The sequence below is a fragment of the Dysgonomonas sp. HGC4 genome (assembly GCF_001261715.1).
In the GTDB taxonomy this organism is placed as follows: Bacteria; Bacteroidota; Bacteroidia; order Bacteroidales; family Dysgonomonadaceae; genus Dysgonomonas_A.
Map to the genome: position 1 here is coordinate 1 of NZ_CVRU01000035.1, position 14,947 is coordinate 14,947.

General features: G+C 34.5%; 12 protein-coding genes. 4 read left to right on the top strand and 8 right to left on the bottom strand.

Annotated elements, in window-relative coordinates:
- Nucleotides 1-132 precede the first annotated feature (132 nt).
- The 3 genes from HGC4_RS03715 to scpA all read left to right on the top strand — a co-directional run bounded on the left by HGC4_RS03715 (nucleotide 133) and on the right by scpA (nucleotide 5,352).
- Nucleotides 133-1,056, top strand: a complete 924-nt coding sequence (locus HGC4_RS03715; protein WP_050708781.1) for a glycosyltransferase family 2 protein — start codon at nucleotides 133-135, stop codon at nucleotides 1,054-1,056.
- A gap of 231 nt (nucleotides 1,057-1,287) precedes the next feature.
- On the top strand, nucleotides 1,288-3,183 hold the full coding sequence (gene mutA / locus HGC4_RS03720; RefSeq protein ID WP_050708782.1) for a methylmalonyl-CoA mutase small subunit: 1,896 nt from the start codon (nucleotides 1,288-1,290) through the stop codon (nucleotides 3,181-3,183).
- An 18-nt stretch (nucleotides 3,184-3,201) separates the two neighbouring features.
- On the top strand, nucleotides 3,202-5,352 hold the full coding sequence (scpA, locus tag HGC4_RS03725; protein ID WP_050708783.1) for a methylmalonyl-CoA mutase: 2,151 nt from the start codon (nucleotides 3,202-3,204) through the stop codon (nucleotides 5,350-5,352).
- 160 nt (nucleotides 5,353-5,512) lie between these two features.
- Here scpA and HGC4_RS03730 read toward each other — a convergent pair whose 3' ends face one another.
- From HGC4_RS03730 to kdsA, 7 genes are all read right to left on the bottom strand, one after another.
- Entirely contained in the window at nucleotides 5,513-7,882 is a 2,370-nt protein-coding gene (locus tag HGC4_RS03730) for a DUF5686 family protein (protein ID WP_050708784.1), read from the bottom strand.
- A gap of 437 nt (nucleotides 7,883-8,319) precedes the next feature.
- Nucleotides 8,320-9,447: an OmpA family protein gene (locus HGC4_RS03735; protein WP_050708785.1), complete on the bottom strand. Its 1,128-nt coding sequence runs from the start codon at nucleotides 9,445-9,447 to the stop codon at nucleotides 8,320-8,322.
- Nucleotides 9,448-9,587: 140 nt separating this feature from the next.
- A complete protein-coding gene (locus tag HGC4_RS03740; RefSeq protein WP_050708786.1) occupies nucleotides 9,588-10,130 on the bottom strand; it encodes a glutathione peroxidase in 543 nt (180 codons plus the stop codon).
- A gap of 118 nt (nucleotides 10,131-10,248) precedes the next feature.
- Nucleotides 10,249-10,830: a hypothetical protein gene (locus HGC4_RS03745; RefSeq protein ID WP_050708787.1), complete on the bottom strand. Its 582-nt coding sequence runs from the start codon at nucleotides 10,828-10,830 to the stop codon at nucleotides 10,249-10,251.
- An 80-nt stretch (nucleotides 10,831-10,910) separates the two neighbouring features.
- On the bottom strand, nucleotides 10,911-12,137 hold the full coding sequence (locus tag HGC4_RS03750) for a CinA family nicotinamide mononucleotide deamidase-related protein (protein ID WP_050708788.1): 1,227 nt from the start codon (nucleotides 12,135-12,137) through the stop codon (nucleotides 10,911-10,913).
- 28 nt (nucleotides 12,138-12,165) lie between these two features.
- Nucleotides 12,166-12,738, bottom strand: a complete 573-nt coding sequence (locus tag HGC4_RS03755) for a Maf-like protein (protein WP_050708789.1) — start codon at nucleotides 12,736-12,738, stop codon at nucleotides 12,166-12,168.
- Between the two features lie 96 nt (nucleotides 12,739-12,834).
- A complete protein-coding gene (gene kdsA, locus HGC4_RS03760; RefSeq protein WP_050708790.1) occupies nucleotides 12,835-13,632 on the bottom strand; it encodes a 3-deoxy-8-phosphooctulonate synthase in 798 nt (265 codons plus the stop codon).
- Nucleotides 13,633-13,771: 139 nt separating this feature from the next.
- Here kdsA and HGC4_RS03765 point away from each other — a divergent pair, with 139 nt between their 5' ends.
- Nucleotides 13,772-14,509 carry an HAD family hydrolase gene (locus HGC4_RS03765; RefSeq protein ID WP_050708792.1) on the top strand — a complete coding sequence of 246 codons (738 nt, stop codon included), beginning with the start codon at nucleotides 13,772-13,774 and terminating at the stop codon, nucleotides 14,507-14,509.
- A gap of 89 nt (nucleotides 14,510-14,598) precedes the next feature.
- Here HGC4_RS03765 and HGC4_RS03770 read toward each other — a convergent pair.
- The coding region (locus HGC4_RS03770; RefSeq protein ID WP_050708791.1) for an Hsp20/alpha crystallin family protein at nucleotides 14,599-14,947 on the bottom strand (349 nt) is incomplete at its 5' end.

Sequence of the window (14,947 nt, forward strand, 5' to 3'; positions counted from 1 at the left end):
ATTTGGAGCGTGAGATTGCAAAATCTTATAAAGGAGAAAATATAAGAATAACTGTTTTCAGAGATCAGAAGGAAAAGATAATTAATATAACTTTGCCTTAAGTTTTCCTACTCAAAAAATTATAGATAAATAATGATAGAGGATTTAGTCAGTATAATAATTGTAAACTACAATACGGAACAGCTTCTTGAAGATTGCATAATATCAATAGGTAAACATACTAGAAATGTTAATTGTGAAATAATTGTAGTTGATAATAATTCGGAGCAAGGTTCCCTCTCTTCTTTTGCTGAGAAATATCCTACTATCAGATTTCATTTATCAGACGAAAATCAGGGGTTTGGCAGAGCCAATAATATTGGTGCATCCATTGCTAAAGGCGAATACTTGTTTTTTCTGAATCCTGATACACTATTGATAAATAATGCAATATTTATACTATACGAGTATCTTAAAAAACATTCGGAAGTAGGTATTTGTGGAGGCAATCTTTACAGAGGTGATATGAAGCCTGCTGTATCGTTTCATATATTAGATTTCTATAAAAGAGAGCTAAGAATACTTATTAATAAGAAATGGCAACAAGGTTTTAATCATTCTGATCAACCTCAAGCTGTGAAAGTAATAATGGGAGCCGATCTATTTATTTCAAAATCTCTTTTTCTTAAATATAATGGCTTTGACGAAGACTTCTTTATGTATTTCGAAGAGGTTGAGCTTTGCGACAGGATAAGAAAAGCAGGATATAAAATAATATCAGTGCCCGAAGCCAAGATTATTCATCTTGAAGGTGGTGCTGCCGAAAATAAAAATGAAGACTTACATAAATGGTCGTATCAGGAACATTGGTACAGTAAGTTTATTTATTTTTCGAAAACAAAAGGAAAAACTCTAACGAGAGTAATTTATTTTCTTCATATATCGAAATTAGGATTAGCAGTTCTGTTTTACTCTTTGAAACGGAATAAGACTAAAATTAATTATTGGACTCAAAAACGGGATGTCATAAAAGGCACATTTAATAGATATCAAGAATATCTATCTAATAAGTCATAATTTCTAAAGGAAATGATATTGATAGAGTAGTAAACGATTGTTTAAGTCAAATTATCGCTTAAAAACTTTATAAACCAAACAAAATATTTTACTTTTGTGAGTCTTTTTCGATATATAAGTAAGTCACTTTCAGATAGCATAAGTATTTATCTATGGATTAATAGATAATATATATCGGAAATTGTTCATTGTCAATAGAATAAACTATATACTAAAACATTATTTATAACCATGGCAAATTTAAAAGAAAAGCTTTTTACAGATTTTCCAGCCATATCTACAGAAGAGTGGATGGCAAAAATCACTGCTGATCTGAAAGGCGCTGATTTCGAAAAAAAACTTGTTTGGAAAACAGACGAGGGCTTTAAAGTAAATCCTTTTTACAGAAATGAAAACATTGAAGGGCTTAAAACAGCTGATGCTTTACCCGGAGAGTTTCCTTATGTAAGAGGTACAAAAAAAGATAACGACTGGTATGTTCGTCAGGACATTACTGTTGTTGATTTTAAAGCAGCTAATGCAAAAGCATTGGAGGTTTTAAATAAAGGAATTACTTCTCTAGGATTTATTATCAAGGGTGATGATGTGAATACAGAAAACATCAAAACTCTATTGAAAGATATTTGTCCGGAAGCTGTTGAATTGAACTTCTCAACTTGTCACAGAAAATCTTTAGAATTAGTAAAGATTTTGGTTGACAATCTAAAATCGAAAGATGTAGATTTATTGAAATGCTTTGGTTCAGTAAATTACGATCCATTCAAAACTATTTTGAAAAAGGGTGTTGATAATACTGAATGGGTAAAACAAGCTGCTGAAATAGTAACTGTTGCTGCTGCATTACCTCGTTTCAGAGTATTGAATGTAAATGCTAACAAACTTAATAATGCAGGAGCATATATTTACCAAGAATTGGGATATGCTCTAGCAAACGGAAATGAAATCTTAAGCAAGTTAGTTGAGGCTGGATTAGACACTGCATTAGTTGCAAAGAAAATCAAATTTAACTTTGGTATTGGTGCTAATTATTTCATGGAGATAGCAAAGTTCAGAGCTGCACGTTGGTTGTGGGCTGAAATTGTAGATGCATACAAACCTGCATGTAACCACGAATGTCCTAACAAAGCAGAAGATGGTATTTGTCGTTGTGCATCTAAAATTTATACACACGCAGAAACTTCTACATACAATATGACTATTTTTGATGCTCACGTAAACTTGCTTCGTTCTCAAACAGAAGCTATGTCAGCATCTCTTGCAGGAGTAAATTCTCTTACTGTATTACCTTTTGATGAGTCATTTAAAGATTCTGATAATTTCTCAGAAAGAATTGCTCGTAATCAACAGTTATTATTGAAAGAAGAATGTCACTTCGATAAGATAAGTGATCCTTCTGCTGGTTCATATTATATTGAAAACCTTACAGCTTCTATCGCTGATCAAGCGTGGAAATTATTCCTGGAAGTGGATGAGAAAGGTTTCTATGAAGCTCTTAAAGCTGGAACTGTACAAGCTGCAATAAAAGCTTCTTCAGATAATCGTTTCAAATCATTGGCGACTCGTCGTGAGATTCTTTTAGGTACTAATCAGTATCCTAATTTTACAGAAACAGCAGGTGCTAAAATTACAAAAGACGGTTGTGGCTGTGGTTGCTCAACAGACAGTGCTAAAGCTCAATTCCAACCTCTTCCAAGCACACGTTTAGCTACAGACTTTGAAAAACTTCGTCTTGCTACTGAAAAATCGGGAAAAACTCCAGTTGTATTTATGCTTACAATAGGTAGTTTAGCAATGCGTTTGGCTCGTTCTCAGTTCTCTGGCAACTTCTTTGGTTGCGCAGGTTATAAAATTATTGATAACCTAGGGTTCCAAACAGTAGAAGAGGGTGTAAAAGCTGCACGTGAGAAAAAAGCCGATATTATTGTGCTTTGCTCTAGTGATGATGAATATGCAACTCTGGCTCCTGAGGCTTATAACTTAGTAAAAGGTAAAGAACAATTTGTGGTTGCGGGAGCTCCTGCATGTACAGATGACCTGAAAGCTATAGGTATTGAGAACTTCGTTAACGTTAGAAGCAATGTTCTTGAAACATTGAAGAAATTTAACGCTGTATTAGGAATCAATTAATGCTAAAGAAGGAAAATAATGAAACCAAATTTTAAAAATATAGATATTAAGAATGCAGGTTTTGCGGCAACTAATGCTGCGGAATGGGCTGCAACTAATAGGAATGCCGAAGCTGATTGGATTACTCCAGAGCTGATTCCTGTAAAACCGGTTTATACAAAAGAAGACCTGGAAGGAATGGAACACTTGAACTATGCTTCGGGATTACCTCCATTCGTTCGCGGACCATACTCAGGTATGTACGCGATGCGTCCTTGGACTATCCGTCAGTATGCAGGTTTTTCTACAGCGAGTGAATCAAATGCTTTCTATCGTCGTAACCTAGCATCAGGTCAAAAAGGACTTTCTGTTGCTTTTGACTTGGCTACTCACCGTGGATATGATGCAGATCATAGCCGTGTAGTAGGTGACGTAGGTAAAGCAGGGGTTTCGATCTGTTCAGTTGAAGATATGAAAGTTTTGTTCGATGGTATTCCATTGAATCAGATGTCAGTATCTATGACTATGAATGGTGCTGTACTTCCTATTTTGGCATTTTATATCAATGCAGGATTAGAGCAAGGTGCTAAGCTAGAAGAAATGGCTGGTACTATTCAAAATGATATTTTGAAAGAATTTATGGTGCGTAATACATATATTTACCCACCTGCATTCTCAATGAAGATCATCGCTGATATTTTTGAATATACCTCTCAAAAGATGCCTAAGTTTAACTCTATATCTATTTCAGGATATCACATGCAAGAAGCAGGCGCTACCGCAGATATCGAATTAGCTTATACATTGGCTGATGGTATGGAATATCTTCGTGCTGGTATCAATGCAGGTATAGATGTAGATGCTTTTGCACCTCGTTTATCATTCTTCTGGGCAATAGGTATGAATCACTTCATGGAAATTGCTAAGATGCGTGCAGGTCGTTTATTGTGGGCTAAAATTGTTAAGAGCTTTGGTGCTAAAAACCCAAAATCATTGGCACTTCGTACTCACTCTCAAACTTCGGGTTGGTCATTAACAGAACAAGATCCATTTAATAATATTGGTCGTACTTGTATCGAAGCTATGGCAGCGGCACTAGGTCATACACAATCTCTTCACACCAATGCGTTGGATGAGGCTATTGCGTTGCCAACAGACTTCTCTGCTCGTATTGCTCGTAATACTCAGATATATATACAAGAAGAAACTCAAATATGTAAAGAAATCGACCCATGGGGAGGTTCTTACTATGTTGAAACTCTTACAAATGAACTAGTTCACAAAGCATGGGATCTAATTCAAGAAGTTGAGAAATTAGGTGGTATGGCTAAAGCTATCGAAACAGGTCTTCCTAAGATGCGTATCGAAGAAGCTTCTGCACGTACTCAAGCTAAGATTGACTCTAAACAACAAACAATTATTGGTGTTAACCAATATCGTTTGGAGAAAGAAGATCCAATTGATATTCTTGATGTTGATAATACAGAAGTACGTCGTCAGCAAATTGAGCGTTTGAATGATTTGAAATCAAAACGTGACAATGCTGCTGTCGCAAAAGCTCTTGCTGCAATTACCGAATGTGTGAAAACTCAAAAAGGTAACTTGTTAGAATTAGCTGTTGAGGCTGCTCGTCTTCGTGCAACATTAGGTGAAATTTCGGATGCTTGTGAAGAAGTAGTAGGTCGTTATAAAGCTATAATTAGAACTATATCAGGCGTGTATTCATCAGAAACTAAAAAAGATCCAACGTTCCAAGAAGCTTGCGAACTAGTAGAAAAATTTGCGAAGAAAGAAGGTCGTCAACCTCGTATCATGATTGCAAAGATGGGACAAGACGGACACGACCGTGGTGCAAAAGTTGTTGCAACTGGTTATGCTGACTGTGGTTTTGACGTGGATATGGGACCTTTGTTCCAAACACCAGAAGAAGCTGCCCGTCAAGCTGTAGAAAACGATGTAAACGTTCTTGGAGTATCTTCTCTTGCTGCCGGTCATAAGACTCTTATACCTCAGGTAATGGAAGAACTTAAGAAACTAGGTCGTGAAGATATCATTGTTATTGCAGGTGGAGTTATTCCTGCTCAAGACTATGATTTCCTTTATAAAGCAGGTGTAGCTGCGATTTTTGGACCTGGAACGTCTGTTGCTAAGGCTGCAGTTCAAATGATGGAAATACTCTTAGCTGAGTAATTTATAATACATCAAATAATATTAAAAGTCGTTTCCCTTAGGAGAAACGACTTTTTGTTTTTTAGAGTCCTGCTAGTAGCTCTTTATTATCAATAGAAACCCATCTGTATTAATTACCCTTATTAATAGAAATAAGTTATTAATATAGGGTAGGGGAAAGCTAAAAAGAGAAGCTCCCAGAGAAAAGAATAGTTCCGTTTGTAATTGGATTACCTTCCGTATTGTCGGTACTTGTATAAGTAAGTCTACGTGCGTAATCAATCCGTAGCATATTGAAAATATTCGACAGCCCAATGTTGACTTCTGCATAAGGGGTGTTGCCTAAAGGTGTAATACCGTTATTGAATACAAAAAGATCAGAATGATATGTAGGATCGTTTGCTCTCGAAAGAGGTCCGTATATTATTTTTGATCCTACTCCTATTTTTATATTATTGTCTTTATTAAATAGTCGAATAGGAGACCAATCGAATGTAGTATTAACACTACCCGCTACAAATCGGTCTGTAGCAAATTCATAGAAGTTCATAACATTATATGCCCTGCTATTAAATACATAACTTTGATTCCCCTCAGGTATAAATAGTAAAGGGAATGGTACACGCCCCCATATCTTACCTCCAGATAAATAGGTGTCTATTTGTGCAATATTTCTTGTTACATCAAATCTTTTAAAAAGCTCAAAATTAACAACATCATATCCATAATCAGCTCCAAATACACCTTTCATCCCTTTGCGATAAGTAACATCAAGCTCAAAAGTAGCCCTGCGGATAGCAGTTCGTTTTTCTTTTCTCTGAATAAACCTTTCACCCGGAGCAAAACGTAAAGATAATATAAGGTCGCTACTTGTTATATTATCTATGATTGTAGTATCTGATGGACTTATAGCCTGCGCATATTTAACTACACCCATAGGTCTGTCATAAGTGATTTTTCCTCCTATTTTATAAGTTAGATTATGGCTATTTTCACTTTCGAATGTCAATAATCCGATTCTTTGTAATGACATGTTGTTTGTTGGAGCATGTGTAAACGATTGGGCAAAATGGTCTCTGTTCATTAGTAACATATCTTGTCCGGGGATATTCAAATCAGATGCATATGTAAAAGAGACAAGTTTTTTAGGATATTCCCAGAGATATTTTTGTTTAGGGTAAGTAGAATATACTAAATTTGCCTGATGTTTAACTCTATTATCTTTAGTTCCATAAGCAAGGTATCCTCCTAATTGAAGCTGATCAGAGAATCTGATAGTAGTATTTCCTCCAACTCTAACTCTTAATCCCTCCATATCATTGTAACTCAAAAAGTGAGTTAGTGGACCTAATTCTACCGGACCATCTATACCTCCAAGACTATAAGAGCCATTGAGGGCAAGGGAAATAATCCTTTCCAGACGTTTAAATCTTTTGCTACTATCGGCAGCTTGTTCTAAATTACCTATTTGCATCTGCGATTCGGTCAGAGGAATGGGTCTTATGGCTGCCCAGTAAGTTGAATCTCTTTTGAAGTAGTCTCTTTCTCTATGGATTCTCCATCTTAAATTATTGTCCGATTCATTAAAACTGTAATTGAGAAAAATATCGGTACGCCTGACAGCCATCATTCTGTTTGCATCGTCTCCTACTAGTAATATACTCTCTTGCTTTATTGGCATAACGATTGAGCCTTCAGAACCAAAAGAATGAACTAAGAGTATGTCTTTCAGAAAATTAGTGCTTTCGCTATTATTGAAGGTAAATTGTGCCTTTATGAGTTTGGGATTCTTTTCAATAGAAATATATAAGTTTCCCGCAAATGCATTTTCTTTCATGTTATTGCAAAAGAAAGCTATTTCATCGCATAGAATACCATCTACTTGTTTTTGTCCGATTAGTTTGTAAGTGTAAGTTTTTGTATTCGATTTGTATAGCGGTCCTTTAAAAGAAAGTAACATGATGTTACTGTTTTCTTTAAAAAGATTGATATCTCCTAATATTTCGTCTAAAAAAGAAGAAATATTCTTATGTCCAATGGTTTCGAAAATGCCATTATTCTGTGAGGCACGAATGGTTTGCCCTCTTTTTTTATTGAGATTATCGGCAAAAATAGATTTATAATCCTCAAATAATAGCATAGTCACATTTGCTTCATCCGATTCGCCGTTAGGACGTGCAAAATTAAATGAGAAATCAAATGGACGTATTACAAACTTGGATATAAGATCGGAGCTGTTTTTTATGTGATTAAGCTGAGCTTGAATAGAATCTCGATGTAAGACTGCATCAACAGATGTTCTTCTATAGAGATTATAATAATAGAAAGCTTCTTTTTTATAACTGTTTTCGTTATATCCTTCTATCATTTTTAATACAATATCGTGTGCATCGGGTAAGTTGTCCTTATCTGATAAGCCTTGGATTGCTTTTATTATCTGTTTGCTTTCCTCTGCTTCCTGAGCTGTAATAAGTGGGCTTGATAGTAGTAGGCATGTAATAAGCAAACAGCGACAATGTATTGCCCAGTGGTCTTTTATTTTTCCTTTCATCCTGTTTTTAATGCTATAAGTGCTTAATATATTTTTGAATATATGTATGTAATTGGAGCTTCATAATGAGTGCAATAAAACAGAAATTTATTTATAGCAATTTCGTATAAATATAATTGTATTTTTCTAACCGTTAAGCTCTGTTTAGTATAAAGTTCTATAGTGCTCTAATTTCTTTACAAGAGAGTGTCTCCGTATTTTGTATTCGGCTAAAATTTACTCTTTTCTACCACTTGTTAAAACAACAATCATCTAAAGCATAAAGTTCGAAGAGAAGTCTTTATTATTAAGATCAGAGTTCTATAAGTGAATATATCTGAATTAATATACTTATTTTCAGTTGTAAATTTTGTGTTAACGTGATTTTTTGAGGAAAATAGGGAAATAAAAAGGAGTTGCTATTATAGCAACTCCTTTTCTATAATGAATAGAGCTTATTAATTGTTAGCAGTAAAAATTACTACACGATTCCAAGCATCGATTTCGAATGGTTGTTCTCTATCACCACTAGCTTGTACATTGATACGGCTTGATGCAATACCATATTTGTTGGTTAAGATATCAGCTACTGCTTGAGCGCGTTGTTCTGATAATCTTTGGTTGATAGCAGGTGTACCTGTTGCTTTATCAGCATATCCAGTAACTGTGATATTTACTTTAGGATTGTCTTGTAAATATTTAGCAGCATTGTAGATGTTAATATCTTGATTTTGTTCAAGTTTAGCACTTCCTAAACGGAATACAACTACAGCATTCATCAATACTTCAGTTTCACCTCTTACTTCTTCTACAACTACTGGTTGAGCAGCTAGACGAGCTATTTCTGATTGATATTTTTGAATGTCTTTGTCTTTGTCTCTCAATTGAGATCTTTGTGCATTAATCTGATCGTTTAGAGATTGAATTTGTGCAGGATCTATAATATCAACCACTTCAAATCCTTTATTGTTGAATCGATATGTGATACCAGCAAGAACATTCAATGTTGCATCGTATTTAGTACCTCCAACAACTCCGTTGAAGTCGTCATTCATTAAATTACCAATACCTTCAATATTTAGGCTGATATCTTGATTCAGTCTGAAATCGGCTTGTAAACCTACACGAGGAACTACACTATTAGTAACGCGAACGTCGTGATCTTCATTTTTAAAACCATGCATTACTCCAACTCCTAATATACCTGTTAGGTTGAAGAAACGATCTTCAGTATAGGTTGAGAATACATTTGTAAGATTCAATAATCCGTCAACACTAGCTTGAATATAATTTATTTTATAAGTTCTGTCCAGTGCAGGATTAAAGCTTTTAGCATCCCATCCACCCACTTGTAAACGAGCTCCTAATTCTGGAGAAAAGTATTTACCAGCAGATACAGCAACGTGTGGGCTTAGTAGGTTGGTCATATCTGTTCTTTTGAAGTTTTCACTAAATGTGTGAGAAACTCCAACTTGTCCTTGAAGGAACCAGTTATCCCAAAATCCGTATTGTTTTATTGCTTTTTCTTGTGCAAATCCAGTCATTGATAATAATGCTGTTGCGACTACTAAAATAATCTTTTTCATATTTGTAATTTCTATTAAGTTTACATTAATGCAGAATAGAGTGCTCTATTCCAGACTGCAATGTTACGATTTTAAGTTAAATTATCGAAACTTTTTTGAATGTATTTTATATGTATTGAGTTTAATTCTTTGTGTGGGATTTATTTTTTCTCTATCCAATTAACGATTCTCTCTGAAAGCGGGCTTTCTTTAGATAATGCAAAATCTACTAACTGACCATTTTCATCTATCATGAACTTTTGGAAATTCCATTGCACTTCAGCATCAAATTTAGAGTTTTCAGATTTCTCGGTTAACCATTTATAGATTGGAGCCTTATTTTCACCTATTACAGTCACTTTGTCCATTATAGGGAATGTTACTCCATAATTAAGTGAACAGAATTCTTTGATTTCTTCATTTGTACCTGGTTCTTGTCCTTTAAAGTCATTAGAAGGAAAACCGATAACTATAAAATTCTGGTCTTTATATTTTTTGTATAGCTCTTCTAGTTGAGCGTATTGGGGTGTAAAACCACATTTAGAGGCCACATTTACGATTAAAACTTTTTTCCCTTTTAAGGAAGACATGTCAAACTCTTTTTCATCTATATCTTTTACCTTGAAATCATATAACGATTTTTGTTGTGCCATAGCAGAGTTTATAATTAAAGTAAGGAGTATTGTGAGTATAATTTTATGCATAATAGTATTTATTTAGTCTGTTATATAACAACATCAAAAGGTTTTTAGTTCTTAGTAGTTGTAAAAAAAGAGAGAATTCGACAATTCTCTCTTTGATATTTAGATATTTATAAGTGTATTATTTACTTTCGTACACGTTATATTTCATATTTCCACTAACAGTAATTTTCAGAAAAACTTTATTGTTTTTAGCAATAATTGTTTCTGTAGGTGTGAAAGATATTGTAACGTTTGAACTACGTTGTTTGCTTACCATATCTTCAAATACATATTTAACAATATCTGTGTACTTGTCTGAATCATGTACATAATCAGATTGGAAGCCATTTGTTCCAGTTCCGGTAGGGTTACAATTTCCAAGATTTATAGATCCTCTATTACCAATAGTAATTGTAAAATCTTTCAATGTTGCAGTTGAAGAAACTCCACTCAAACCACTTATTTCAATGGAGCTTTTTCCTCTCTTAAATTCACCAGATAAAAAATTCTTAGTATATTCTCCTAAAAGAGAATCTAGCTTAAGTGTTACTTTCTCAGGTTTTTGTTGAGAATTTGCTATACCTTCAATTGGAATTAGATATGTATGAGTAAAGTCACCTGATTTTTGAATGGCGCTAGGTCCATCATCATCACTGCTACAAGAACTAAAAGCGACTGCTATAGTAAGCATTAGTCCGAAAATTTTACTGATTGCTTTCATAAATTATTAATAAATTAAAAATGTTAGTTAATTTTTAGCACGCACAAAAGTATAATAATATTATTCTTTTCAAAGTGATTTTATTCATTTATCATTCGCAATAATTGTAACATGGCTGTGTTAGAGGCTCCTACAATATTTGCTTCGCGATATTTTCCCAATTGGTATTTTTTTGATTCTATTCTGTCTTTAATTGCCGTAGCAATCCATACAGTACCAACAGGTTTCTCTGGAGTTCCTCCATCAGGTCCAGCTATTCCTGAAACAGCAATTGCACAATCTACATTCAACGCCTTTTGGGCACCTCTCACCATTTCAATAATAACCGATTCGCTAACGGCTCCGTATTCATCAAGATTAGACTGAGAAACATTCAAAATGCTGCATTTGATTTCATTTGAATACGAAACAATACTACCTTTAAAGTATTGAGAAGATCCCGAAATAGATGTAATTAAATGGGCTATATACCCTCCAGTGCAGCTTTCAGCTGTTCCTAGAGTCAATTTTTGCTCCGATAAAAGTTCTCCGATTATTTTTTCAAGAGGAATGTCTTTTTCGGCAAGAATAGCATTTCCCAATAGAATTCTTAGTTTCTGAACTTCATTTTCCAATTCAGAAGTACGATATTCTCCTTTTACAAAGAGCCTCAATTTCATCAAACGAGGGGAGGGAAGGTATGCTAATCCAAATCCTTCAGGAAGATTATTTTCAAAATCAGTTAAATGTATTGCCAAATTGGACTCAGTATATCCTCCCACTATCAATACACGAGAGACGTAGGCTTCTGCATTGTATTTCGATTGTAGGCGAGGTATAATTTCATTTTCCATATTGTATTTCATCTCATATGGAACTCCCGGCATAGAAGCTAATACCTTGTCTCCTCTTTCAAACCATGTAATAGGAGCAGTGCCAACTCTATTTTGAATAACCGTACAATCTTTAGGCACATATGCTTGATCGCGAGTTAAACCATTGAGAGTTGTGAAATTTGAAATTACGTTATTGATATTTTCAAGAACCGATTCATCAAAAACAAGCTCTGTATCAAAATACTCACACAAAGTTTTCTTTGTAATATCATCTTTAGTAGGACCTATTCCTCCGGTAGTCAATATAACATCTACACGTTGAAAAACTTCTTTTATAGTGTCTTTTATTTGTTGTGCATTATCGGCAATAGAAATTTTCTTTTCTACTTCAAAGCCTGCTTCAGTTAGCTTTTTGGACATCCATGCCGAGTTTGTGTCCACTATTTGTCCTATCAGAATTTCATCTCCAATAGTTATTATTGCTGTTTTCATTTATTAATATGTGAAAATGATTGTATTCTTAGAATTTTTTTAATTCCTGATAGAGTCGTTGTATAGGTAATCCCATTACATTAAAATACGATCCTCCAATGTATTCTACACCTACATACCCAATCCATTCTTGTATGCCGTATGCTCCGGCTTTGTCTAGTGGTTTGTATTTAGAAACGTAATATTCAATCTCAGAATCTTCAAGATTCGAAAACCGAACGTCAGAGATTACACTGAAAGTTTTCTGTTTATCGTGTGTTGTAAGGCAAACACCTGTTATAACCTGATGTGTTTTACCCGATAATTGGCGAAGCATATCTTTTGCTTCTGATTCATCAGTGGGTTTACCAAATACCTTTTCTTCTAAAACAACTACGGTATCGGCTGTTATTACTAAGGTATTTTTGGTTAGTAATGATTTATACGCGTTAGCCTTCTTTTTAGCAATATACAAGGCAACCTCTTCCTTATTTATATCCTGAGGATAAGATTCATCTATATCGGGCAATACTACAATATTATAATCTAAGTCAAGACCTGATAAGAGTTCTTTTCTGCGAGGTGAATTGGATGCAAGAATGAGTTTATAGTTGAACTCCATAATTATTATAAACAAAAGTATTTAATGATCTGCTTTAAGGGAAGTAATAGCCTATAGCTATTATTTCCCCAAAGCATATAATATAGTTGTGTGATCTTATCTGATTGCTTCTCTTATTCGAACTAGCTTGGTCAGTAATCCTTCTAGTTGATCTAATGGTAGCATATTTGCCCCATCAGACTTTGCTTCTGCTGTATTAGGATGAGTTTCGATGAATAGACCATCTACACCAACAGCTATTGCTGCTTTGCACATTGTTTCGATCAATTGTGGTTGACCCCCTGTTACGCCCGAAGCTTGGTTAGGCTTTTGTAGACAATGGGTAGCGTCTAAAACAACAGGAAATCCAAATTCTTGCATTTCGGGGATACCTCTAAAATCAACAACTAAATCGCCATAACCATACGAAACACCACGTTCGGTGAGTGTTACATTATTGTTACCCGAGTCTATAATTTTTTGAGCTGCAAATTTCATTGCTCCCGGAGCTAGAAACTGACCTTTCTTGATGTTAACCATTTTGCCTGTTTCTGCTGCTGCGATCAAAAGATCAGTTTGGCGGCATAGAAATGCAGGTATTTGTAGCACATCTACATATTCGGCAGCCATAGCAGCTTCGTGTGCTTCGTGTATATCTGTAACTACGGGTACACCAAATGTTTCACGTACTTTTCTAAGAATCTTTAGAGCCTTTTCGTCACCAATTCCTGTAAAAGAATCAACTCGTGAACGATTTGCTTTGCGATAAGAGCCCTTAAATACATAAGGTATATTTAATTTTGATGTAATATTCAATATCTTTTCGGCAATGTTTAATGCCATTTCTTCTCCTTCGATAACACAAGGACCTGCTAGAAGGAAAAAATTATCACTTTTTAATTCAGATATATTCATTTCGTATTTATTTTTTATGTTATTCAAAAAGATTCGCAAGTTACGAAAAAATGTAACGAAAGAGGAGTGGCTTATATCTAAAAATAGAGTCAATTGTATTGCTTGGATAAAAGCTGTACCTTTGCAAAAAAGAAAAAAGATGATTACTGCATTCCAAGAATATTTAACAAAGCATAAGTATAACAATTTTGATATTAAAGCCGTCCTTTTCGATATGGATGGAGTTCTCTATGATTCAATGAAATACCATTCACGCTCATGGTACCAAACAATGAATGAAGAGGGATTTGATTGTACTCCAGAAGAGTTCTATTTACATGAAGGGCGCACAGGAGGAAACACGATCAATTTATTAATTGAAAGATCTCATGGTAGACAAGCTACGGAAGAAGAGAAGGAACGGATTTATAAAAGAAAATCGGAACTATTTACTCTCTATAATGACGGAGATACTATTCCTTATGCTTATGATATGCTTCGTGCAGTAAAGGAAAAAGGATTGGATTGTATTCTTGTTACAGGATCAGGGCAACCTTCTTTATTAGGAAAGCTGGATGAAAATTTCCCAGATATATTTCAAAAAGATAAAATGGTGACAGCTTTTGATGTAAAGCATGGAAAACCACATCCTGAACCTTATCTTATGGGACTAGAGAAAGGACAAGGTTTAAAGCCTAATCAGGCAATTGTTGTAGAAAATGCGCCAATGGGGGTAGAGTCTGCTGTGGCTGCCGGAATTTTCACTATAGCTATAAATACAGGTCCTTTAGATGAACAGGTTTTATGGGATGCCGGAGCTAATATTGTACTACCTTCGATGAAGGCTTTATTAGATAATTGGACAGATTATTGTTCTATTTTAGGAATAAATGGCTAAAAGAGATTAAGTTGTATTTACCTACTTATATGGAATATAAAATGAAAGCCTACTCAACAAGAGTAGGCTTTCATTATTAAGAAAGGGTTTTATTCAATTTCAATTCTTTTAATTTTATCTTCTGGAGTTTTATTTAGTTTTGGAATAGACAATTTTAGTACTCCATCTTTATACTGAGCTGATATTTGTTCCATATCAACGTTCTCTGGTAAAACAAAACTTCTCGAAAATGATGAAGATCTGAATTCTTGACGAATAAGTTTCTCTTCTTTGTCTTTTTCTTCTTGTTTACTTTCTTGTTTAGCTGAAATGATTAAAACATTCTTTTCAACTTCAACATTAAAATCGTCTTTGTTGAATCCGGGTACAGATAATTCCACTCTGAATTCATCTTTGTTCTCTACAACATTAGCAGCAGGTAAACCACTACCTTCAAAG

What these genes read in the sequence shown, in the direction of transcription:
- HGC4_RS03755 (WP_050708789.1), bottom strand. Translation starts at nt 12,738, where the DNA reads ATGGAGTTCAACTATAAACTCATTCTTGCATCCAATTCACCTCGCAGA.
- HGC4_RS03750 (WP_050708788.1), bottom strand. Translation starts at nt 12,137, where the DNA reads ATGAAAACAGCAATAATAACTATTGGAGATGAAATTCTGATAGGACAA.
- mutA (WP_050708782.1), top strand. Translation starts at nt 1,288, where the DNA reads ATGGCAAATTTAAAAGAAAAGCTTTTTACAGATTTTCCAGCCATATCT.
- HGC4_RS03740 (WP_050708786.1), bottom strand. Translation starts at nt 10,130, where the DNA reads ATGCATAAAATTATACTCACAATACTCCTTACTTTAATTATAAACTCT.
- kdsA (WP_050708790.1), bottom strand. Translation starts at nt 13,632, where the DNA reads ATGAATATATCTGAATTAAAAAGTGATAATTTTTTCCTTCTAGCAGGT.
- HGC4_RS03735 (WP_050708785.1), bottom strand. Translation starts at nt 9,447, where the DNA reads ATGAAAAAGATTATTTTAGTAGTCGCAACAGCATTATTATCAATGACT.
- scpA (WP_050708783.1), top strand. Translation starts at nt 3,202, where the DNA reads ATGAAACCAAATTTTAAAAATATAGATATTAAGAATGCAGGTTTTGCG.
- HGC4_RS03730 (WP_050708784.1), bottom strand. Translation starts at nt 7,882, where the DNA reads ATGAAAGGAAAAATAAAAGACCACTGGGCAATACATTGTCGCTGTTTG.
- HGC4_RS03715 (WP_050708781.1), top strand. Translation starts at nt 133, where the DNA reads ATGATAGAGGATTTAGTCAGTATAATAATTGTAAACTACAATACGGAA.
- HGC4_RS03745 (WP_050708787.1), bottom strand. Translation starts at nt 10,830, where the DNA reads ATGAAAGCAATCAGTAAAATTTTCGGACTAATGCTTACTATAGCAGTC.
- HGC4_RS03765 (WP_050708792.1), top strand. Translation starts at nt 13,772, where the DNA reads ATGATTACTGCATTCCAAGAATATTTAACAAAGCATAAGTATAACAAT.